The sequence below is a fragment of the Roseivirga sp. genome (assembly GCF_034669765.1).
In the GTDB taxonomy this organism is placed as follows: domain Bacteria; phylum Bacteroidota; class Bacteroidia; order Cytophagales; family Cyclobacteriaceae; genus Roseivirga.
Window position 1 is genome coordinate 30,944 of sequence record NZ_JAXMOQ010000006.1, and the last position, 22,805, is coordinate 53,748.

Genomic DNA, 22,805 nt, shown 5'->3' on the forward strand with positions numbered 1-22,805 from the left:
ACTTCTGATAAAATGCCCCCTATCCTAAGACCAGCCCAAACAGCCGACATTCCTGAACTTCAAGCGCTCTATAAAAGCACGATTGAATCCCTTTGTATTAACGATTACTCTCCTGAGCAAATTAGAGTTTGGGCGGCTTCCGCTCAAAACGATGAGCGTTGGGAAAAACGTATTAAGGGACAGTATTTTATAGTAGCCACTATTAATGATGAAATAGTAGGTTTTGCTTCTTTGGAAAATGGAAACTACATAGATATGATGTATGTGCATTACAAACACCTGAGAAAAGGAATTGCCAATCTAATGATGGATGCCTTAGAAAAGGAGGCCGAGACATGTCGTGTAAAAGAACTCTATTCCAATGTGAGTAAAACTGCTAAGCCTTTCTTTGAGCAAAGAGGATTCCAAGTAGTAAAAGAAAACTGGATGAAGGTTGATGGAATTAGTATCAATAATTACAAAATGGTCAAACAGAATTTTCAAGAACGATGAACCCACTAGAAAACTTAAAAAAACTCAATCTTACGCTCCCAGAGGCTTCTATTCCTGGAGGCAATTATGTGTCGGTTAATATCCGAGCAAACATTGCCTATGTGGCCATACAGTTTCCAATTATGAATGAAGAATTTTTGTATCAAGGACGATTAGGAGATGAGCTCAGTACAGAAGATGGCTATCATGCTATGGAACTATGCACCCTGAATGTCTTGGCTCAAATCAACAGCAAAGTAGGCTTCAACAGATTAGTGGGTTTAAACCATATAGACATTTACTTTCAATCGGGACATAATTGGGATGCATCACCCAAAGTTGCGAATGGCGCTTCTGATCTTTTTGTCAAAATTTTGGAAGAAAAAGGCAGACATAGTCGAGCCATTTTTGGCGTTCAATCTCTTCCAAGAAATTTCAGTGTTGGGTTAACTGCGAGCTTTACAATTACTGAATCATAAAAAAAGCGGCCATTAGCCGCTTTTCATTCTATATTCGATTAGGCTTTATACCTTCTATCTTCTTCTCATCTGCTGATATGGGAATACCACAGGTGATTCACTTCCGTTCTTTGCTACAGCGGCCACTCCAAAGTAATAATTATCAATCACGATACCTTCTAAGGTGAATTCATTCACCCCAGAAACAAATCTTGAATTATCCCAAGTAGGAGAAGTCGTCAATCTCCAGTAAAGCTTATACCCAATAATATTCGGATCATTTGATTCTTTCCATTGTAAGGTTGTAGAAGGCTGAACAGCTCCACCAATTCTTACATCCTCAGGTAGTTTTGGACCCCAAGCCAAACCTGCCAATGAAATCGCATTAACGGCAGTGAGTTTAGCGGCATAATCAAAATTTACGCCTTCAATCACATCTCCGTACTCAATTCCATTTTCAGTTCGTACGTCTTGGTGTTGACGCACATAGTTTTCATGCGCTTCCATAATACGTACTCCAGCAAAACCCAAGTCATTGAATGGACGATGATGTCCTCCACGACCAAATCTATCCAAACGGTAAATCATCATCGGGTTCATTTCTGGCATGTAAGTCTGTACTTGCTTATAAATGAACCTGGCCAATTGCCTAGAGTTACCATCTACTTCTCCGCCAACGGTTCTTCTGGCTCTTCTTAGGCCTTCACTTTCATTGGCCGGAGTAGGCTCAGAGAAAATCCTGAAATCACGGTTACTGATTACTCCATCAACGCCTTCAATGTTTCCGATCATGTCGTTATTCAAGATTCCGACAATTTCCCAGTTATTCTCTTGTGCATATTTGGCCAAGCCAGCACCACCGAACAAACCTTGTTCTTCACCAGAAAGGCCAACGAAGGCTATGCTATGCTTAAACTTATACTTGGAAAGTACACGAGCGGCTTCTATCGTTCCAGCCATACCAGACGCATTATCATTCGCGCCAGGGGCATCAATTTCAAAGTTCATTGTGTTAGATGAGCGTGAATCAATATCACCGGACATCATTGCATAACTATTTGGGTACTCAGTTCCTCTCAAAACAGCGACAACATTCACCACCCAAGCCGAGTGAGGAACTCGGCTTCCTTCTGTTTTTTCCACAAAATCCTTTTGGTAGAAAACTTCAAGACAGCCTCCGCATTCTTTTGATATTTTCTCGAATTCAGAGAAGATCCATCTTCTAGCAGCTCCAATGCCGCGGGTTTGAGAAACGGTGTCTGAAAACGTATTACGGGTACCAAAGCTGATTAGCTTACGAATGTCAGCTTCAATTCTTTCTGGAGAAGCAGACTCAACGATGTCGTAGAATCTAGCATCGGTTTGGGGAGGAGCGGTTTGTTGAGCCGCCAGTGGATTCAAAAAGAAGCCAAAACTCAAAAGCACAAATAAATAATTTCTAATCTTCATAAGTCAACAGGTTAATTGTTGAAATATAAACATCATTTAACTGGGATAAAAAGCGATACTTGACCAATGGAAAACTAATTTTTCAGGCAAAATATAAAGACCCCAAAAATCTAAGAACAAATTAAATTTAAGTAAAGTTAAGATAAGGGAGAAGACTAATGCTAGTTGTTACTTAGATGTAAACCAAAGACAAAAAAATAATATTCTTAGAGCAGGAACATTATTGGCACAAAGGTTGTCTTAGGAGTACAAGTACCCCAAATAAACGAAAATGAGAACTAAAACATTATTATTTACAGCCGCAATTGTTGCCACAGGAATTGGCATCGCGACATTGGCCAGCAAAAAATTTGTATTGCCAAGGTTGAAGAAAAGCACGAAGTAGAATTCATTTTTGAATTCTAACAGTTCACAAAAACTGTTAAAACATATGGCCTCGGTAATTCCGAGGCTTTTTAATGTCTAAACTTTCTTAATTTAGGCGTTTAAATATTCACTATGAGGCAACTCTTCATTTCTACTATCTTTCTTTTTATTCTGATTCAAAACGTTTTTGGGCAAGAAAAAGAAAGTCATTTATTTCAAGACCCTAGAAGATATATCGATACGGCCGTGACTTACATGAACCAAGAAAAGTATTTGGAAGCCGACAAATACTTTATGGTGGCATTAGATCAAATTACTGTCCTTTCTTCTGATTTCTGCTATTACTTTGGAAAGAACTCCTTCTATCTTAAATATTATAGCCAGAGTATAGATTGGCTCAGCAAGTATCTAGAGCTGAAGGGTTCATCTGGCCAATATTCAGAAGAGGTTATTGCATTGTTGGATAAATCTGAACAGGAATTTAGGACCAACAGAACAACGGGAGCAACCGTAGAAACCAATACCAAATTTTTCTACTTAAATACAATCAGCTGTTCAGGACATGAAAATATTATTTGCCCCGTATGTAAAGGCGATGATATCATTACTACAAAAGATCGGCTGGGTGAGAATATTTACAGAACCTGCCCCTATTCTACCAATGGGGTATTGACTTGTGAAGAGTTTAACTTATTACTTCAAGGTAAATTAAAGCCAAAAAAGTAGCTGACCTAAAGCCTTTCAATAACCCATTCAATTAGGTCATTCACTGTTTTCTCTGCATTAGATGAAAACTGTTTATTAGGCCTATTCGCAATTAGTGCATTAAAGCTAATCATTTCATGGCCCAGCATTTTAGCCATGGCATAATAGCCAGCCGTTTCCATTTCGAAGTTAGTGATTTGCCCAAAAGAGGTGCTTATTTTTGAAAGCCTATCGAGATAGTCTGGAAGAAATGGCCTAAGCCTGATTTCCCTGCCCTGAGGAGCATAGAAGCCTGGAGCGGTTACAGTTACCCCACCGTACATTTGTGTCCCTTGAAACTCTTTCAATAACAATGGAGAAGCTTCTGACAAATATGGTCTAATAGGTAAGTCCAATGCCCTTTGCACTTTGTTGCCAATCACTTGCCCCTCCTCTGATTCCACCCAAGGATAAAAAGACATCAGAGAGTCCATCCCCAAGGCTGCTTTAGACACCAAAAACGAGTCCAATGGAATATCAGACTGCATACAGCCTGAAGTTCCGATCCTGATTATTTTAAGAGTTTTAAGCTTATCCTTTACCTGACGTTTCTTCAAATCTACATTGACCAAGGCATCAAGCTCAGTCATGAGGATTTCAACATTATCCGTACCCATTCCAGAGCTGATGACCGAGATTCTTTTGCCCTTTAATTCTCCCGTATGGGTAACAAGCTCTCGGTTGGTAACTTGAAAGTCTATTCGATCAAAATACTTACTGATTTTAGCTACTCGGGCAGGATCTCCTACTACGATGACAGTATCGGCTACCATTTCAGGATGTAAGCCTAAATGATAAATGGCGCCCTCGTCTGTTAAAATAAGTTCCGATTCGGGAATAGTCCTTTTCTCCACGTTAATCTAGTTTAGCTGGCTCTCTTTTCACCCCTTTTAATGGGTTATAATGGTTGGTATTCTTTTGGTAATACCCCGTTCCATCATAAGGTCTTCTTTCAGGATTTTGACGGCAATCTTCCGAGCAACACCCATCCATAAGCCAACCTGCTTCTTCCGACATTGGAATATGTGCATTACAAGTTGGGTTGGCACAGTTCACCATTCTATCTGTAAGCACTCCGGTAACATGGCATTTTGAAATTACCGAAGGGTTGATCTTGTTGACATCGGCCGTAATACGGTTATCAAAAACATAGCACTTTCCTTCAAAATCTTCACCACCTGCTTCAATACCATATTTAATAATTCCACCATGGAGTTGGTATACGTTTTCAAAGCCTTGCTCCAATAAATAGGCACTGGCTTTTTCACACTTAATACCTCCAGTGCAATAGGTGATAACCTTCTTGTTTCTCAATCCCTCTATCTCTTTCACCTTTTCAGGAAAATCTCTAAAGTTTTCAATGTCCAAGGTAAGTGCATTTTTGAATCTACCAACGCTATGCTCATAATCACTACGAACGTCAAGTATCACAGTGTCTTCTGGTTGATTTCTAAGAATTTCTTTGAACTCGTTTGGTTCCACATAGGTACCAGTCTTCTGACGCGGGTTGATATGCCTTAAACTAGAGTGTACAATTTCGGGCTTAACTCTAACGTGTAATTTCGCAAAAGCCATTTTTTCGTGGGCTTCTACTTTAAATTCTGTGTCTGAAAAACGGGCATCTGACTGTACATAAGCCATGTACTTTTCACAGTCTTCCTTCAGTCCAGAAACGGTTCCATTGAGACCTTCTGGCGAAATAATGATTCTACCACGCAGGTTGTTTTCAACACAAAACAAGTGATGTTCTTCTCTGTATGCCTCATAATCCTGGATATCGGCATAGCAGTAATACAGTAAAATTGAATATTGTTTTCCCATAGCTCGTGCCCTATTTCAAGTAGGGTGAATTTTTGTTCTATTGTAGAGGTCTGATTTTAGAATTAAGAATCTTACTCAGTTAATTTTGCACATCATAAATTTAAAATCGAAACTCGCTAAACCTCTTTGGCTGGGTTTCCGAATACGGTAGCATTGGCCTTTACTTCTGCTATTACCACAGAACCCGCTCCAATTCGTGCCCCCTTACCTACTTTAATACCTGAGACAATCGTAACGCCAGAGCCAATAAACACATTGTCTCCAATTTCAGCTTCGTTTCCGATTACGCTCCCCGCACCCACTTGTACTAGATCACCTAGTGTAGCACTGAAATCAACAGTTGAGTTGGTATTCAATAAACAGTGATTGCCAATTTTAGCATTCGAGCCTACCACCACTCCGTTATTTACAAAGTTGCCATGGCCGATGTGTGCCGAAGTAGCTATTTCCGCATTACGATGAATAGCATTCACTGGCATTTTCTTTCTGCGCTCTACCATCAGTTTCACCAAACCTTTTCTAAGTTCACGGTCGTCCACTGCGATAAAGCCTTCGCACTTTTTGCCAATCAATTTCAAAAAGCCATCATCATCGGTTTTTCCCAAAACAGACACTCCGTTCAATTCTTGGCCGTGTTTCGACTCATCGTCATCCAAAAATCCGTAGACCACAACCCCGTTACTTTCAAATATTTCGAGGGTAGCTTTACCCATTTCATTCGCACCAAATATAATTACTGGATTGTCCATAATTTCTCCTTTTTCGGGCGGCAAAGTTAGCTTTTTTTGAGTTAAATTCTAAGGATACTAGACTGCAGGATTACGCACCAATGATATTCCAATATTGCACTCAATACATTTTTTGGGGATACAATAAGCATTGTGAAGTTGAATCAATCCTTGACTATCGAAAGCAGAAGACACATTCCAGCCCAAGGTTTTCCATAATTCGGTAATATGGTTACTTTCGGCTTTAATGGACGAAAGTAGATTCAATGCCTTATCTAAGTAAGTACTATCATCTTTGTATTTTGCAAATGCAGCCAAAAAAGGAATGGCAGTATTTACGATAATATTTTCCTTCGATTTCTTAGTCAATCCGCCCAAGCGTTTGCTCAATTTCTTATCTATGGCATAATGAGTACACCAGTAGTCCGATTGTAAAACATCTAGTTTATCAATGGCCTCCTTTCGGTTTTCAAGTTCGGAAAAGAATGAAAAAATATGAGGGTAAGTAATCACCAAGGCCGCTAATTGAGCGATTCTTATGGTTGGGTAATTGGCTGGCCTAACTTTAGAGAAATGCCACTCATTATAGCCTATCTTTTGTTTCAATTCATATTTGGCTTTCAGAAATCTATATTCTTTTTGAAGCTGATAGGCATATTCGTCAGAAACATCTACATCTAAAAACCCTGCTTGCCCAAAAAGTAAGGCTTCGATCTGAAAAAGCTGGTTCGAATGCTTTGTAAGCACTTTTAATGGAACACTTTGCGCCAAACGCAACATATTGCTCGCATTGGTTTTAAAGCCGAAGCCTTTGGCTAACCAATGGTAAGCCGACTCTTCCCAATCATGTGCACTGGATTCCAATATAGAATTGAAGTCATGAGACTTCTCTTCCACCCTTTCTACCAGGGCCTTTTCTAACATTGAAAGTCTGGTGATGGATTTAGTGTTGTTTAGATGTCGGGCACATGGAATTGAATCTTCATTATCCATCAGGCTTTGATAGCGCTCTAACACCATGGGCTTCACCAAGCCTTTCAGTTCTAATGTAGGAATCGGCTTATCCTCACGGTTAAACACCTGTCTGTCATTCTCCCAAACTACATGAAGCACCACATTATCATAGTTGGTATCACCTTGATGTTTGTGCGCATACCAATCGGAAGCATTGACATGAATTTCGACTGAGCCGTGCCATTGAATTCCTTCAATATTTACTTCTGCCTCTTTGAAATCAGGGCCAGCCAAATGATTAAGGTATCCAGTTTTTATAATATTCAACTGGTCACCAGAAACTAACTTCATGGCAGAAGTATTGAAGTATTGATATCGCCAAACGAAATGAAGAAAGGATTCTGGTAACATTAAAAAGCCTTTTAGCTTTTTAAATTACAAAAAATCAGATAAATATTGTTGCATTTCTAACTGTAACTCGTGTGCCTTCTCTCCTGCCACCTCGGCAAAGTCACCTTCTTGCGAAGCATATATAATTCCGCGACTTGAATTTACCAAGAGCCCACACTGGCTATTCATCCCAAATTGGGCTACATCTTTCAGGCTTCCACCTTGGGCGCCAACACCTGGAACAAGTAAAAAATGATCAGGCACTATCTTACGAATTTTCCTTAATGCCTCTGCTCTGGTAGCTCCTACCACATACATTAGCTGATCAGCAGAACCCCATTCTTGGCTTTTCCGAAGTACTTCTTCATAAAGTTCACCTCCTTGAGTAAGCTCTAAATTCTGAAAGTCCTTTCCCCCAACATTCGATGTAAGCGCCAATAGAATTACCCACTTGTTCTTGAATTCAAGAAAAGGCTTTACCGAATCTTCTCCCATGTAAGGAGCAACAGTAAGCGCATCGCAATCCATATTTTCGAAGAAAGCCTTGGCATACATTTTAGAGGTATTACCAATATCTCCACGCTTCGCATCGGCCAGAATGAAAATATCTTTAGGAATATATGCGATTGTTTTTTCTAAGCTTTGCCAGCCTTTTACACCGTAAGCTTCATAAAAAGCAATATTTGGTTTATAGGCCACGGCATATTGGGCCGTAGCATCTATAATTTGCTTATTAAACTCGAAGATCGGGTCTTCGGTATCTAGTAAATGCTTGGGTATTTTATTCAGGTCGGTATCTAAGCCAACACATAAAAACGAGTTCTTTTTCTGAATTTGGCCGAAAAGCTCTGCTCTGGTCATTTAGTTCCTGTAGTCTTCAGTGTGTTGCACTGGGTTTTTCTTTGAGTCGAATTCAAAAAAGCCAGCCGCATAAGTCTGACTTGGTTTAAAGTTGGCCACTTCAAAAGCGGTTTTAATACCATCATAGTCAATCAAATCCCAAGCTTTAAGGTAGCTGGTCTTTTTGTCTATATACATGATGATATTCGTGAAATCACTGTCTTCATCGGTAGAAACCAATTCAACTACATCCACTAACGAGCCGCCCATATTTTCGGAACGCTTATAAGTGTAAGTAAAACCCTTTTTATAGATATCGTAAATATTGGTAGGGTTGATAAAGGTCTCTTCTGGTTCAAAATTGGTTATGGTCAGCTCTTGTGCCTCAACCAAGTAAGTCCAAAGTACAGGACCGTTGCAATAGATATGCTGATCTCTGAACTTAATCATAAACTTCTCTTTTGAAACTGCGGCAGTACCAGAAAACCTATCAAGTACCTCCGCCTCACTCATTACTCTCTGTACAAACTCTATTTCAAAACCAGGCATGGCTTTATAGGTTGCACTCATTTTATCTAAAACGGCCTTTGGATCCTGCGCCACCATCAGCGTACTGCTGAAAATCATCATCACTATCAAAAATCCTTGTATTCTTCTCATCGTATCTTATTCTAAGGAATTAGTTATTATCCAAGCTGTTCAATAACTGTTCCAAACTATGTTCGTCTGAAATTAAAACTTCTCTTGCTTTACTGCCTTCAAAAGAGCCCACAATTCCAGCTGCTTCCAGCTGGTCAATAATTCTTCCCGCCCTGTTATAACCCAACTTCAACTTACGTTGAATTAGAGAAGTACTTCCCTGTTGATGCGATACAATTAGTCGAGCCGCATCATTGAACATTGCATCCCGATCTGATAAATCAACCGAACTTGTGCTACTATCTCCATCATCTCCCGTAAACTCTGGGAGCACATAAGCAGATGAGTAGCCTTGCTGACCTCCAATGAAGTCACAAATGTCGTCTACTTCTGGCGTATCTACAAATGCACATTGAATTCTAGTGATTTCAGATCCCATGGAAAGCAACATATCACCTTGACCAATCAATTGATCTGCACCACCAGTATCGAGAATCGTTCGAGAATCAATTTTTGAAGTTACTCTAAATGAAAGTCGAGCAGGGAAGTTTGCTTTAATAATACCCGTAATTACGTTTACTGATGGTCGCTGTGTGGCCACTACCAAGTGAATTCCAATGGCCCTGGCCAATTGTGCCAAACGTGCGATAGGAGTTTCAACCTCTTTTCCAGCAGTCATCATTAAGTCTGCCAACTCATCTATAACAAGTACAATGTAAGGCAAATAACGATGCCCTTTTTCAGGGTTTAATCTTCGATCTACGAATTTCTGATTGTACTCTTTAATATTACGACAAGCGGCATCTTTTAGTAAATCGTAACGCTGATCCATTTCAATACACAATGAATTAAGTGTATTAATTACTTTTTTAGTATCGGTAATAATAGCCTCCTCACCATCTGGCAGCATAGCCAGAAAATGCCTTTCAATTTTATTGTAAATGGTGAGCTCCACCTTCTTCGGATCTACCAATACAAACTTCAATTGAGAAGGATGCTTCTTATAAAGTAAGCTAGTTAGAATAGCATTCAAACCAACAGATTTACCTTGACCAGTAGCTCCAGCCATTAACAAGTGAGGCATTTTGGCCAAATCTGTAACAAAAACTTCGTTGGAAATGGTTTTCCCTAATACAATAGGAAGCGCCTTATCGCTGTTCATGAACTTGTCCGTTGCGATTACAGATCGCATAGAAACCATCTCTTTGTTCTTGTTTGGCACCTCAATACCGATAGTTCCTTTCCCTGGAATTGGCGCAATAATACGAATCCCCAAAGCAGCCAAACTCAAGGCGATATCATCTTCAAGGTTTTTGATTTTAGAAATCTTAACTCCTGCTTCTGGAATGATCTCGTAAAGTGTTACTGTTGGACCAATAGTGGCCTTAATACTCGAAATTCCAATTTTGAAATTGGTAAGTGTTTCTACAATCCTATCCTTATTAGCTTGTAGCTCTTCTTTTGTTACTTGAATTTTTGCTGGGCCATATTCTTTCAATAAATCAATGGTAGGGTATTTATACTTGGCCAAATCCAACGTGGGATCATAGTTTCCTGCTTTTTCAACCAGTGCTTCTGACGAATGATTAATTTCAACTTCAAACGAAAGTTCGTCTTTCTTTTCTAATGGAGAAATTGGACGGTTTTCAGCCAAAGGTTTTTCTACAATTAATTCTTCAGGATCTGACTCTTTCTCTAGTTCGCTAGACAATTCTAGCTCAATGGAATTATCCTCTGAGGGCTTTTTTTCTTCCCCTTTCAACTCAATCACCCAATCCTCAAGGTCTGCTTCGCTAGATAACTCAAGGTCATCATCATCTAGATCTTCCCCTAAATCCTCCGCTTTTATGGTCTCTCTCGTTTCCGTAACAATGGTTTCTTTCTCTTCATCAGCATTATCCAAATCAGACAAAGTGCTTTTGGTTAAGAAAATCTGCTTAATGTCGAAGAAGAAAATAACGAACACCAGAAATGTAAACACTAGCAAAAGAAGTGTTCCGTAGCCCATGAGGTTGTCAAATATAACAGCGAGCTCATAGCCTAAGCCTCCACTGTAGAAACTCCATTCAGACACTCCAGAACCTCCTTTGATCATGGAGCCCATCAGTAGACTAATCCACAATAGGAAGAATACGACAAAGATAAAGGCACGTTGAATATTGACGAGGGCCTTTCCAAATACGATTTTGTAGCCTCCAACAAATAAAAATGGAGGAATAAGGAAGGCTGCTACACCAAACCATTTAAAAATAAGGAAATGTGAAGCGTAAGCACCCCAAAGCTTCATCCAATTGGCAGCCTCTTTGCCAGAAGCAATCATTCCAGTTTCACCGATGGACTCTATCACGCTTTGATCAGCCTTACCTGTGAACAAGTAACTTACACAAGCAACAAAAATGAAGACTGCAGAAAGTAGCAAAAACAAACCTACTGTAAGCTGAACTCTTCGGTCTTTTATGAAACCCAACCGTAGTTTCCCCTTGAGGCTAAATCCCTTGGATTCCTTCTTTTCTTGTTTGGTGTTTTTAAATGTATTGGACTTGTAGGTGTTTTTGGCCATGAAAAAGTACTTCCCTTATAGTTACGAAAATAATTGAATTTTATGAATCCTTTAGACGGATTGACTAAAACATCTTAAGATCACTCAACAAACTTCCATTTCAGAATGGCTTTGTTGATTTTCTTAATCATTGCAGGGCCTTCATAAATGAATCCAGTATACACTTGAACCAAGGTTGCTCCCGCTTTTAACTTTTCAATTGCGTCTTCTCCGGTATTTATCCCTCCCACTCCAATGATTGGAAAAGAGCCTCCAGATTTTTGATGAAGATAACGGATCACTTCAGTAGAACGATCTCTTACTGACTTTCCGCTTAATCCTCCTGCACCAATTTTTTCAATTTCGCTTTTTTCGGTCACCAAACCTTCCCTTGAAATGGTAGTGTTAGTAGCGATGATACCGTCAATCTTCGTTTCTTCAACAATTTCGACAATATCATCGAGCTGTTCTGGAGTAAGATCCGGAGCAATTTTCAATAAAATTGGTTTTCTAAGTTGCTTTAAATTATTAGCAGCCTCCAATGCCATGAGCAACAATTTGAGCGGCTCCTTTTCTTGTAATTCTCTTAAGTTTGGAGTGTTTGGTGAGCTCACATTCACTACAAAATAATCTACATGAGGAAAAAGCGTTTCGAAGCTCGATAGATAGTCGTTCACTGCCTCGTCATTGGAGGTTACTTTGTTCTTACCAATATTCCCACCAATCAGCACATTGGTTCTTTTTCTTTTCAATCGCTCAACGGCCGCCTCAACCCCTTGATTATTGAAGCCCATTCGATTGATCAAACTCTGATCTTTAGGCAACCTAAAAAGTCTAGGCTGTGGGTTTCCTTCTTGCCCTTTTGGAGTCAGAGTTCCTATTTCTATAAAGCCAAAGCCAAAAGCCGAAAGCTCATCAAACAGCTTTGCGTCCTTATCGAAGCCAGCAGCCAGGCCTACTGGATTTTTGAACTTGAGTCCAAAAGCTTTTACTTCTAATCGACTATCTTCAAAGTCGTAGAGTGATTTTGCAATAGAGGCTGCTCCAGGGATTTTAAAAAGACGCTTAAGCCACCCAAAAGTAAAATGATGTGCATTTTCTGCGGGTTTAGCAAAAAGGAAGGGACGAATAACTGATTTATACAAAGTTGAAAATTTTATCAAAAGTACGGCTTCATTGGGAACGATAAAAAAGAATTAAGATTTTAGAGTTATTAAGTTTTCCGAAAGGCAAAAACTTGTTTTAGAATCTCCTTTTTTTGAAGATTATGCAAGATTTCAGATTTCTGATATCCAAAAAATAAAAACTCATGTACAAGCGAATTCTTGTTCCAATAGATTTTACTGAAAAATCACACCGGGCTTTGGAAGTTGCCTGCCAAATAGCAAAAAAGCTAGACAGCGAAGTATATATGATGCACATTGTAAAAGCTGCATTATCTGTCTATTTAGACGAACTGGGGGAATACAAAAGTAAAACCCCAACTGGTCAGCAGTTTTTAGATGATATCCTATCCCTTAATGAAGAGAAGATGAAGCGGCTCATTCAAAAATATGAAGACCGCGGAATTACTATTCATTCTAAACTAAAGGTACATGACACCCCAAATGAAATCGCTAAGTTGGTAGCAGAAGAAGCTTTTGACTTAACTGTTGTGGGCAATTACGAGCACGAACGTTTTGATGAAGTTTTTAGAAGAACGCATCCGGAAAAAATTGCAGCGCTGGCAAAAAACCCAGTACTGACCATCAATAATGCACAAGACAGTTTTGAGATCAAAAGAATTCTCATCCCTACCAACTTGACGGATGATTATTCGCCAGCAATGCCCGATTTGATGAAGTTTGCAGAATCATTCAATGCAGAACTCACATTTGTTTATATTAACACGCAGGCCTATTTTAAAACGACATTACAGATCAACAAACTGAAAGTTGAATTCTTAGAGAGACATGGGATAGTCAATCATTCTGTAGAAGTATTCAATGCAAAGTCGATAAATAGAGGTATTTTGTATGCGGCCGATTTCTTTAAAAGCGATATGATTGCTCTTTTTTCTTACCATAAGGAAAACATAAAAACATTACTGATGGGCAACATTACTGAATACCTGATCACCAAGTCTAACATCCCTATACTTACCTTAAACTTGCGTAAAACGGAATAAAAAGCACCCAACTCTCTTTTTCAGCTTACTATAGATTATAAAATGCGAAAGATTAAATCCAGAAACCCAATAGACCTCTTTAGGTTAATCCCTTTGGACATCATAAGAAGACCGAGGGTATCGAAAGAAAAATCCAACCTAATGCCAGGGTCTTTGCTATACACTGGCGAGAAGAGAGATGAAGAAATCCTTCTTCAGGCAATGGTCTATAATGTGGAATCTTGCGAAGAAAAGGAACTCCAATCAATTGCTGAATTAAATGAGCTTGACCTAAAAGGTAAAAATCTATGGCTCAATGTTACAGGCTTGCATAATGTTGAATTGATACGAGAAATCGGTGACCATTTCGATATCCATAACCTTACATTGGAAGATATTTTAAACCTTGGTCAACGGCCAAAGTGGGAAGAATACGACCACTATTTCTTCCAAATCTGTAAAATGGTAATGACGCAGAACGAAATGATTAAGCATGAGCAGTTTGCCATGGTGGTGGGTAAAGACTTCATTATCACTTTTCAGGAGGATATGAGAGATGTTTTTAATGGCGTTCGCGATCGTTTAAGAAATGCCAAAGGCAAAATTCGCACGCGCAAGCCCGATTACTTATCCTTTGCTTTAATGGACGTAATCGTGGATCATTACCTCATCATCATTGAAATGTATGCGGACAGAATTGATGACTTAGAAGATGAATTAAGGAGCAAGCCCCACCCTAGTTTTATTAATCGACTAAGTACTTTGAAAAAGGAGGTGAATTGGCTGCGCAGAACGGTTCGCCCAATCAAAGAAAGTGTGATTAATTTCAATAAGTCTCAAACCAGCTTAATAGACAAAAAGACCTCCCCCTTCTTGAAGGATTTATTAGACCATACCACGCACCTAACAGAAAATGTGGAGCTATATATGGACGAGTTAAAAGACTTGATGGATCATTACAATAACCAAATGAACAACAAGTTGAATGACATTCTAAAAGTGCTTACCATTTTCTCGGTTATTTTTATTCCGCTTACTTTCATGGCTGGTATCTACGGAATGAACTTCGAAAACTTCCCTGAGTTAACTTATAAATATGCCTACCCTATATTCTGGGGAGCTATTCTCACTGTGGCAAGTGGAATGATCTATTATTTCAAAAGGAAAGGCTGGCTATAGTCTCAGCTTCTTGGATGAAAATCTTTGATAATCTGCTTCAGGTAATCGCGATCTAAGTGCGTGTAAATTTCCGTGGTAGTAATCGATTCATGACCAAGCATTTCTTGAACGGCTCTTAAGTCAGCCCCGCCCTCAATTAAATGAGTCGCAAAAGAATGACGAAAAGTATGTGGACTCACTGTTTTATGAAGACCAACTTTGGCTACCAAGTCTTTAATTACTATAAATACCATTTGACGGGAAAGTTGTTTTCCGTTGCGGTTCAAAAACAGAAAAGACTCATGCCCAGGTTTGACATCTAGATGCACCCTAACTTCCTCTCGGTACATGTTAATGTGTTTCAGCGCCTCTCTCCCAATGGGCACCAAACGTTCCTTATTTCCTTTGCCTAGAATCCTCAAAAAACCGATCTCGAAATGAATATTGGAAATTTTAAGACTGATAAGTTCGGTAACACGCAAGCCCGAACTGTACAGCGTTTCGAGCATGGCCCTATTGCGCATTCCTTCCGCTTTAGAATGATCGATGGCAGCCAAAATCTTATCTATTTCATGAATATCAAGTGTATCGGGTAGCTTCCTGCCCAATTTAGGAGCCTCCAATAAAGCAGTAGGGTCCACATCTATCTCTCCCTCATAAAGCATGAATTTATAAAAAGACTTGAGTCCAGAAATAATACGAGCTTGCGAATGGGCACTCATGCCCAATTCGTTGATGTATTCTATGAAATTTTGCAGATGGTTCGCCCGAACTTGCTGTGCCGTAATATCTAGATTGGATATTTCCAGAAACTGTTTTAGCTTCACCACATCGTGAACGTAAGCCTCAACCGAATTTTCGGACAGCGACCGTTCCAGTTTTAAGTAGTTTTCGTATTCCTGAATATATATTTCCCAAGCCACAGCTAAAGATAAGTAACCCCTCGACAAAATGAAGATCATCATCATCAATGGCCCAAATTTAAATTTATTGGGCACCCGAGAAAAAACCGTTTATGGCAACGAAAGCTTCGAGACTTACTTCGAAAAGCTTAAAGCAAAATTCAACGACTTAGAACTCGAATACTATCAAAGCAATGTGGAAGGGGAATTGATCAACAAATTACATGAAGTTGGTTTTTCTTATGATGGTATCGTCTTCAATGGTGGAGGTTATACACATACTTCTGTGGCCATTTCAGATGCCATCGCAGCCATAAACACTCCCGTGGCCGAAGTCCATATTTCTAATATTCACGCGAGAGAAGAATATAGGCATTTAAGCCTTATCACTAAAGAATGCGCAGGAATGATTACTGGTTTTGGTTTGAAGGGTTACGATATGGCGCTTTATTACCTAAGCACTAAGTCTTAATCAACATCTTTTAAATACACTTTCTCTTCCCAGTCTTTCAGTTTAGGATTCATTTTTTCGAACCACAAAGGAGGAAATGCCGCCATTAAAATCATGGCTGGATAGCCAGAAGGCAGCTGAGGAGATTCTTCATAATGCATTAACACCTGATAGCGCTTAATCGCATTCGCATGGTGATCGGAATGCCTTTGTAACTGAAACAGAAAAAAGTTGCTCAACCTATGATTTGAATTCCAGGAGTGCATCGGGTTGACTCTTTCGTAACGCCCAGGAGAAATCTCCTTTCTTACAATGCCGTAGTGTTCAATGTAATTCACAATTTCCAAAAGACTAAAGGCCAAAATGGCTTGGGTAAAGAAGAAAACAGGCACTTCCCAAACCAACTTCCCTTGCCAAAGGCTTGCCAACAATGTTAAAGTCACAGCCAATAAAACGGGAAGTATGGTAAACCAAATCATTTCATTTTTCAATGACCATACCTTCTCTCCCTTTCTTTTCAAGCTTGCCTTTTCAATATTCCAAGCACTGCGGTAACTACCAACCACTGAACGAAACCAAAAGCGATAAAAGCCTTCGCCTTTTCTGCTGGTTGCAGGATCTTGCGGAGTAGCCACATGCACATGATGTCCGCGATTATGTTCGATATAGAAATGCATATAGCAAACGGTCATTAAAATGAGCTTGGAGTAAAAACGCTCCAAAGCAGATTTCTTATGACCTAGTTCGTGCCCTACAGTAATACCTATTCCGCCTGTTACTAAGGCAAAGCTCAGCACAAAACCAATCCATTCATGGACTTCCATGGTAGTGGAAGCTACTTTAGCCGATGCCCAAACCAAAAAGGCCAATTGAAAAATGGCCCAGATGTAAGTGATGAAACGATAATAGAATTGTTCAGAAATAATTAAAGCATCGGTATCGTCCATATTTTCGGGGTCTTCACCAATAAGGAAATCAGCCAAAGGAATCAATACGAACACAAAGCAAATAGTGAGGTAATTCCACCAACCGCCAAGGTAAAAACCGAGGATGGCAAGCGCAGGAATTATAAAAGCAGTAAGAAAACCGATTCGCTTGATCCAACTCATATTGAAAAATACGAAATCAAATCATGGCTTTCAACTCCTGAAGGCTAGGTATTTCATCCAAGAAACTTACCTTCTGTTTTTCTTCATCGAACCAACAAGCGTAATGTACCATTCCATTGGTAACAATCAACAATTTGGCTTGGAGTGTTTTATTATATACCGCCACTTGATCAAAAGCGTTTTGGTTAATTTTTACGGAAGGTGCCTTACACTCCACAATCACAAGCGGCTTCATGTGTTCATCATAGAACAGAATGTCGGAACGTTTTTGTAGCTGATTGTACTTATTGCCCGTCTCTACACTCATTCGGCTCATAGCGTACCCCAAACTACCAGTGAGGAAATGAATAAAGTGTTGGCGTACCCATTCTTCTGGGGTAAGTACAACAAATTTCTTCCGTATAGGGTCAAAAATAACTAATTTGCCGTCCCTTTTATCGAGGCGATATTCATAAGCCGGCAGGTTGAGTGAATCCATCGAACAAATGTAACTGAACCCAAAACTTATACATGAAAACTAAGCAAGAAATTGTTGAAAACTGGCTCCCCCGCTATACTGGGGTTCCCAATGAAGACTTCGGAGAGTACATTCTACTGACTAACTTTATTACCTATGTAGAAATGTTTGCCGATAAGTTTGGGGTTGAAATCAATGGTGTAGGTCGCCCAATGCAATCAGCAACGGCAGAAAACATCACCATTATAAACTTTGGAATGGGGAGTGCCATGGCGGCCACCGTAATGGATTTACTCTCTTCTATAGCTCCTAAAGCCGTACTTTTTTTGGGTAAATGTGGTGGTTTGAAAAAGAAAACTGCCATTGGTGATTTAATACTACCAATTGCGGCCATTCGTGGCGAAGGCACAAGCGATGACTATATGCCGCCAGAAATCCCCGCACTACCTTCTTTCCGTTTGCAAAGAGCCGTATCTTCAATGATCAAGAAACACGAGCGCGACTACTGGACAGGCACTTGTTATACCACTAACCGTAGGGTGTGGGAACACGACAGGGCTTTCAAAAAGTACCTCCGTAAAATTAGAGCAATGGCCGTTGATATGGAAACTGCTACACTTTTTACGGTAGGTTTTGTAAATCAGATCCCACATGGCGCCCTCCTTTTAGTTTCTGACAATCCAATGATTGCAGAAGGAGTAAAAACGGAAGAAAGTGACAAAAAAGTTACTTCAAATTTCGTAAACGACCATTTAGAAATAGGAATTGATTCACTCAGAGAACTCAGAGATTCTGGTGATTCTGTAAAACATTTAAGATTCGAATAATGAAAAAACTATTAGCAATTGCCGCAGTCACCTTTCTACTGTGGTCATGTGGTGGGAAACAACAGGCCGACTTAATCATTCATAATGCAACCGTTTACACAGTAAATGATGAGTTTACCGTTGCCACTGCATTTGCAGTAAAAGATGGAAAGTTTATCGGTGTTGGATCGGACGAAGACATTCTGAAAGACTTTGAGTCTGACGAAACCATTAACCTAGAAGGTGCTCCTGTTTACCCAGGACTTATTGATGCTCATGCGCATTTTTACCGATACGGTTTAGGGTTGAAAAATGCTGATTTAGTAGGCACAAAGTCCTTTGATGAAATTTTGGAGATACTTCAAGCACACCGTGAAAAATATCCAGACGATGAATGGATTGTAGGGCGTGGTTGGGATCAGAATGACTGGGAGAATAAAGAATTTCCGAGCAAGGAAAAGCTAGACAAGTTATTTCCAGATGTTCCTGTCTTCCTTTCACGAGTGGATGGTCATGCGGCTTTAGCAAACTCTTCTGCCATGAGCCAAAGCGAGATTTTCGGCAACACAAAAGAAGTAACCGGAGGTAAAATCTATTTCGACAAGGACGGAAAGCCTACTGGCTTGTTGGTGGACAACGCCATGGACCTGATTGGTAAGTACATTCCTGAGCAAACCCGTGCCGACCAAATTGAAGCGCTTATCATGGCACAGCAGAATTGTTTCGCAGTTGGGCTTACGGGTGTTGTTGATGCTGGTTTAGAAGTAAGCACAATTGAATTAATCGATTCGCTGAACAAATCAGGCGAACTAAACATGAGGCTTTATGCCATGGTTGCTCCATCGGAACAGAGTATAGACTATTTTAAAAAGAAGGGCAAGATCAAAACAGATTACCTCAATGTGCGCTCTTTTAAAGTGTATGGCGATGGTGCTTTAGGTTCTCGTGGCGCAAATCTTTTAAGTGAATACTCTGATGATCCAGGAAACGCAGGTTTCCTTTTAGAGACTGAAGCCAACTATGATGAGTTAGCAAGAACCATTTATGACATGGGCTTTCAGATGAACACTCATTGTATTGGCGACAGGACTGATCGTGTTATTCTAGACATCTATGGCAAATACCTTCCTGAAGGCAACGATTTAAGATGGAAAATTGAACATGCTCAGGTCGTTTCTAAAGAAGATGTCCCAAAATTCGGCAAGTATAACATTATCCCGTCAGTTCAACCTACCCATGCGACTTCAGATATGTATTGGGCTGCTGAAAGACTAGGAGAAGAAAGAGTACGAACGGCTTATGCCTTTAAGGACTTACTTGACCAAAACGGTTATATCGCACTAGGTAGTGACTTCCCTGTGGAAGACATTAACCCGATGTACGGATTTCATGCTGCGGTTGCCCGTCAGGACGCTGAAAACTGGCCTGAAGGCGGATGGCAGGCTGAAAATAAACTTAGCAGAGAAGAAGCCTTAAGGGGCATGACCATTTGGGCAGCTTATTCCAATTTTGAAGAAAACGAAAAGGGAAGCATTGAAGTAGGCAAGTTTGCAGATTTCATCTTCACCCAAAAGGACATGATGAAAGCTCCAGAGTCTGAGCTACGAAACTTAAAAGTAAAAGCTACTTACTTGAACGGAAAGAAGGTGTTTTGATTTAAAAGCCTAGGGCTGAAGTTAAAAACGGTTCATATAATACATTTACAATATAGCCCACGGTCTAAACCGTGGGCTATATTGTTTGTAAGTATTTAATAATGGTTGAAACCATTATTAAATACTCTGGATGATCAGATATGTATCAAAAAAAAGGCCACCAAATGGTAGCCTTTTCTAAAATATAGTTTCTCAAAACTAGTTATTATCTGTCTTTTTCGGAGCTGCATAAATGATCTTACGAGCATTGGCTTCTCTTAATTCATTCTGAATATCAACAATAATCCCCATTTTGGTATCCTTATCTACCTTAAGAGAAATCGTAATTTGATCACGTTCAACTTCACTAAGTTGATCTTTCTCCGTGTTCACCCACTGAACAATACCATCAATAGCGATAAACGCATCGTTGGCTTGAACCAATGGTTCAGTACCGAAAATTTCCGGTTCCTTAGGCTCTCCCACGTATAGATAGGTAACAAGTTTCTTCTTTTCAAGCTTCACTAGTTGCTCAGCCCTTGGGATTTCTTGTTTTACCAAAACCTCAGTCTCTCTCATTACGGTGGTTACCATGAAGAAAAACAAAAGCATAAAGATAATATCAGGCAATGCCGCAGTTGGAATCTCCTGAGTGGATTCACTTTTCTTTTTAAACTTTGACATATCAGCCTCCTACTTTACTTGGTTCTGCAATTGAGATCGCTTTAGGAATTCCTGAACGAGCTCTCTCATATAAATCCAAATCTCTTGGATCGTTTCTATTCAATTTTCTAAACTCCTCATCGGTTAAACCTACCCTTTCACCATATACTCGGTTATAGGCAGCATTTAGCTGATCCAGAATTTGAATAAAAATCTCATAGCTACTTCCTCTATCCGCTTTAAGCGATACAATAGCCGCATTTGGTCCATCAGATGATTTATCTGATCTCAAACTGTTGTTAATGTATGCTTTCATCGTTGAAGGCAAAGATTCATAGGTTTGTCTATCGCTTACTTTCTCACCCGTAGGGCCTTTCTCAACGTCAGAAATATTTCCGAAATTCAAAATGAAATCATAAACCATATCCCCTATTAGTGCTGGGTCGTCTAGTGTCTCTCCTTCCACCAACAGCTTATTCAGAGAGTTTACCTGAATTTTAAAGATATTTCTCTCCTGTTGCTTTACTGGTTCTGGCTCCTCTTCATCCTGTTTAGGAGGAAGTAACAAGGTCAAACCTTTGTTGGTGGCGATTTGAGTAGTCACTAGAAAGAATATCAATAATAGAAAAGCGATGTCGGCCATTGAGCCTGCATTCACTTCTTGACCTCCTCTGTTCTTACTTCTTGCCATAATAAATTATCTAACGACTCTAGCGATTGACGAATAAACTAAACCTACAACGGCTACTATAAGTAGTACCAAAGTTGTGGTCATTGCTCCACCTATAAGTTTATAGGTAGTTAACGTAGATGCTGCAGAAGGGTCAATGTTGTTAGCGTCAAAAGCTTTTTGGCTAACAAGATCAATCTCAGCAGGTGCCATTGAGTATCCAATAAAGAATACCAATCCTAAGACAACTATCCCAATTCCGCTTTTTATTAAACTCTTAGGGTTACCTAGAGAGTTTATTAAGTTCATCACAATAGCAGCAATCGTTGCTACTGCAAGCAGAATGTAGGATGCGTATAGTCCTAAATTAATTAATTGGTCCTGATCCATAATAATCTATTTACAGGTTAATTACTTAGATAAATTGTGCTTCACTAGCAAATCAACCAAAGAGATTGATGCGTCTTCCATTGAGTTAACAATTGAATCGATTTTAGAAACACAGTAGTTGTAAAACAATTGAAGAATAATCGCAACGATCAAACCACCAACTGTTGTTAAAAGGGCTACTTTAATACCTCCAGCAACCAATCCTGGAGAAATATCACCGGCTGCTTCAATAGCATCGAAGGCACCAATCATACCAATTACAGTACCCATGAAACCCAACATTGGAGCCAATGAAATAAATAGTGAAATCCAAACTAGACCTCTTTCTAATCTACCCATTTCTACAGAGCCATAAGCAATTACTGATTTTTCAACCATTTCAATTCCTTCTGACATTCTCATAAGACCTTGAGTAAAGATAGATGCCACTGGGCCTCTAGTGTTTTTAGTCACTTCCTTAGCAGCTTCAACTCCTCCAGACTCTAGAGCATCTTCTACTTTGCTCAAAAGCTTGTTTGTGTTGGTAGTTGCCATATTAAGGCTGATAATTCTTTCAATAGAGATCGCAAGACCAAGAATTAAACAGATTAATACTGGAGACATAAACTTAGGATCTCCTTCAATAAATTTTTGTTTGATGACTTGGTCTAAAGACTCTTCTGGCATATCTGCCAATTCATCTGAATAGTCAGGTGATTCTGGAATGGTGTTTTCTACTTGCTCTGTTGCTCCATCTTGGGCATCATCTTGAGCGTAAGCATTGAATCCAATCGACAGAACGCCTAAGATCATCAATAGTGAGAATAACTTTTTCATAGTCTAGTTTTGATTAATAAAGGTTAAAACGGTTTCTAAATTATTAATAATTATTGTTAAAAGAAATTATACTTAAGTTTTTAGTTGATCATGCGGAGAGAGAGGGATTCGAACCCTCGATACCCTTTCGAGTATACACGCTTTCCAAGCGTGCTCCTTCAGCCACTCGGACACCTCTCCTCAACTTTTATCAACAAATGCGCT

Annotated in this window: 24 protein-coding genes and 1 tRNA gene; 8 read left to right on the forward strand and 17 right to left on the reverse strand. The window is 39.6% G+C overall.

Annotation, left to right across the window (positions count from 1 at the left end):
• The first annotated feature begins 12 nt into the window (after positions 1–12).
• Together VOI17_RS12835 and VOI17_RS12840 are read left to right on the forward strand one after the other, a co-directional pair.
• Positions 13–492: a GNAT family N-acetyltransferase gene (locus VOI17_RS12835; protein ID WP_323757621.1), complete on the forward strand. Its 480-nt coding sequence runs from the start codon at positions 13–15 to the stop codon at positions 490–492.
• Positions 489–950: a RidA family protein gene (locus VOI17_RS12840; protein ID WP_323757622.1), complete on the forward strand. Its 462-nt coding sequence runs from the start codon at positions 489–491 to the stop codon at positions 948–950. The genes VOI17_RS12835 and VOI17_RS12840 overlap by 4 nt, the downstream gene beginning before the upstream one ends.
• A 54-nt stretch (positions 951–1,004) precedes the next feature.
• Here the strand turns inward: VOI17_RS12840 and VOI17_RS12845 are convergent, their stop codons facing one another.
• Entirely contained in the window at positions 1,005–2,378 is a 1,374-nt protein-coding gene (locus tag VOI17_RS12845) for a M28 family peptidase (RefSeq protein WP_323757623.1), read from the reverse strand.
• Between the two features lie 498 nt (positions 2,379–2,876).
• Between VOI17_RS12845 and VOI17_RS12850 the strand changes: the two genes are divergently transcribed.
• Positions 2,877–3,470 carry a hypothetical protein gene (locus tag VOI17_RS12850; protein WP_323757624.1) on the forward strand — a complete coding sequence of 198 codons (594 nt, stop codon included), beginning with the start codon at positions 2,877–2,879 and terminating at the stop codon, positions 3,468–3,470.
• Positions 3,471–3,475: 5 nt separating this feature from the next.
• Here VOI17_RS12850 and VOI17_RS12855 read toward each other — a convergent pair whose 3' ends face one another.
• From VOI17_RS12855 to VOI17_RS12890, 8 genes are all read right to left on the reverse strand, one after another.
• Positions 3,476–4,342, reverse strand: a complete 867-nt coding sequence (locus VOI17_RS12855; RefSeq protein ID WP_323757625.1) for a nucleoside phosphorylase — start codon at positions 4,340–4,342, stop codon at positions 3,476–3,478.
• Between the two features lies 1 nt (position 4,343).
• Entirely contained in the window at positions 4,344–5,309 is a 966-nt protein-coding gene (locus VOI17_RS12860) for a rhodanese-related sulfurtransferase (protein ID WP_323757626.1), read from the reverse strand.
• Between the two features lie 116 nt (positions 5,310–5,425).
• Positions 5,426–6,058, reverse strand: a complete 633-nt coding sequence (locus VOI17_RS12865) for an acetyltransferase (protein ID WP_323757863.1) — start codon at positions 6,056–6,058, stop codon at positions 5,426–5,428.
• 57 nt (positions 6,059–6,115) lie between these two features.
• On the reverse strand, positions 6,116–7,402 hold the full coding sequence (locus VOI17_RS12870) for a DUF2851 family protein (RefSeq protein ID WP_323757627.1): 1,287 nt from the start codon (positions 7,400–7,402) through the stop codon (positions 6,116–6,118).
• A gap of 24 nt (positions 7,403–7,426) precedes the next feature.
• A complete protein-coding gene (gene pyrF, locus VOI17_RS12875) occupies positions 7,427–8,242 on the reverse strand; it encodes an orotidine-5'-phosphate decarboxylase (RefSeq protein WP_323757628.1) in 816 nt (271 codons plus the stop codon).
• Positions 8,243–8,881: an outer membrane lipoprotein carrier protein LolA gene (locus VOI17_RS12880; RefSeq protein WP_323757629.1), complete on the reverse strand. Its 639-nt coding sequence runs from the start codon at positions 8,879–8,881 to the stop codon at positions 8,243–8,245.
• A 19-nt stretch (positions 8,882–8,900) separates the two neighbouring features.
• On the reverse strand, positions 8,901–11,420 hold the full coding sequence (locus tag VOI17_RS12885; RefSeq protein ID WP_323757630.1) for an FtsK/SpoIIIE family DNA translocase: 2,520 nt from the start codon (positions 11,418–11,420) through the stop codon (positions 8,901–8,903).
• A gap of 80 nt (positions 11,421–11,500) precedes the next feature.
• Positions 11,501–12,544: a quinone-dependent dihydroorotate dehydrogenase gene (locus VOI17_RS12890; protein ID WP_323757631.1), complete on the reverse strand. Its 1,044-nt coding sequence runs from the start codon at positions 12,542–12,544 to the stop codon at positions 11,501–11,503.
• 164 nt (positions 12,545–12,708) lie between these two features.
• Between VOI17_RS12890 and VOI17_RS12895 the strand changes: the two genes are divergently transcribed.
• Positions 12,709–13,566 (forward strand): universal stress protein, encoded by an 858-nt coding sequence (locus tag VOI17_RS12895; protein WP_323757632.1) that lies wholly within the window; start codon positions 12,709–12,711, stop codon positions 13,564–13,566.
• Between the two features lie 42 nt (positions 13,567–13,608).
• The gene (gene corA, locus VOI17_RS12900) at positions 13,609–14,724 is read left to right on the forward strand and encodes a magnesium/cobalt transporter CorA (RefSeq protein ID WP_323757633.1); all 1,116 of its coding nucleotides are present in this window, start codon (positions 13,609–13,611) and stop codon (positions 14,722–14,724) included.
• A 2-nt stretch (positions 14,725–14,726) separates the two neighbouring features.
• On the opposite strand, the gene xerD is transcribed toward corA, so the two are convergent.
• The gene (gene xerD / locus VOI17_RS12905) at positions 14,727–15,671 is read right to left on the reverse strand and encodes a site-specific tyrosine recombinase XerD (protein ID WP_323757634.1); all 945 of its coding nucleotides are present in this window, start codon (positions 15,669–15,671) and stop codon (positions 14,727–14,729) included.
• On the opposite strand from xerD, the gene aroQ reads away from it, so the two are divergent.
• A complete protein-coding gene (gene aroQ, locus VOI17_RS12910) occupies positions 15,655–16,077 on the forward strand; it encodes a type II 3-dehydroquinate dehydratase (protein ID WP_323757635.1) in 423 nt (140 codons plus the stop codon). The genes xerD and aroQ overlap by 17 nt on opposite strands.
• On the opposite strand, the gene VOI17_RS12915 is transcribed toward aroQ, so the two are convergent.
• Both VOI17_RS12915 and VOI17_RS12920 read right to left on the reverse strand, forming a co-directional pair.
• Positions 16,074–17,165 (reverse strand): alkane 1-monooxygenase, encoded by a 1,092-nt coding sequence (locus VOI17_RS12915; protein ID WP_323757636.1) that lies wholly within the window; start codon positions 17,163–17,165, stop codon positions 16,074–16,076. The two genes, aroQ and VOI17_RS12915, sit on opposite strands and share 4 nt — an antisense overlap.
• Before the next feature lie 16 nt (positions 17,166–17,181).
• Positions 17,182–17,643 carry a type I restriction enzyme HsdR N-terminal domain-containing protein gene (locus tag VOI17_RS12920; RefSeq protein ID WP_323757637.1) on the reverse strand — a complete coding sequence of 154 codons (462 nt, stop codon included), beginning with the start codon at positions 17,641–17,643 and terminating at the stop codon, positions 17,182–17,184.
• A 32-nt stretch (positions 17,644–17,675) separates the two neighbouring features.
• Here VOI17_RS12920 and VOI17_RS12925 point away from each other — a divergent pair, with 32 nt between their 5' ends.
• Positions 17,676–18,449: an AMP nucleosidase gene (locus VOI17_RS12925; protein ID WP_323757638.1), complete on the forward strand. Its 774-nt coding sequence runs from the start codon at positions 17,676–17,678 to the stop codon at positions 18,447–18,449.
• Positions 18,449–20,083, forward strand: coding sequence for an amidohydrolase (locus VOI17_RS12930; RefSeq protein ID WP_323757639.1), 1,635 nt, complete (start codon positions 18,449–18,451; stop codon positions 20,081–20,083). Before VOI17_RS12925 ends, VOI17_RS12930 begins: the two co-directional genes overlap by 1 nt.
• A 198-nt stretch (positions 20,084–20,281) precedes the next feature.
• Here VOI17_RS12930 and VOI17_RS12935 read toward each other — a convergent pair whose 3' ends face one another.
• The 5 genes from VOI17_RS12935 to VOI17_RS12955 form a co-directional block, all read right to left on the reverse strand.
• The gene (locus VOI17_RS12935; protein WP_323757640.1) at positions 20,282–20,746 is read right to left on the reverse strand and encodes a biopolymer transporter ExbD; all 465 of its coding nucleotides are present in this window, start codon (positions 20,744–20,746) and stop codon (positions 20,282–20,284) included.
• Position 20,747: 1 nt separating this feature from the next.
• Positions 20,748–21,416, reverse strand: a complete 669-nt coding sequence (locus VOI17_RS12940) for a biopolymer transporter ExbD (RefSeq protein WP_323757641.1) — start codon at positions 21,414–21,416, stop codon at positions 20,748–20,750.
• 6 nt (positions 21,417–21,422) lie between these two features.
• Positions 21,423–21,785, reverse strand: coding sequence for a hypothetical protein (locus tag VOI17_RS12945; protein ID WP_323757642.1), 363 nt, complete (start codon positions 21,783–21,785; stop codon positions 21,423–21,425).
• A 21-nt stretch (positions 21,786–21,806) separates the two neighbouring features.
• Entirely contained in the window at positions 21,807–22,601 is a 795-nt protein-coding gene (locus VOI17_RS12950) for a MotA/TolQ/ExbB proton channel family protein (protein WP_323757643.1), read from the reverse strand.
• Between the two features lie 93 nt (positions 22,602–22,694).
• Positions 22,695–22,781 (reverse strand) — tRNA-Ser (locus VOI17_RS12955).
• Positions 22,782–22,805 lie beyond the last annotated feature (24 nt).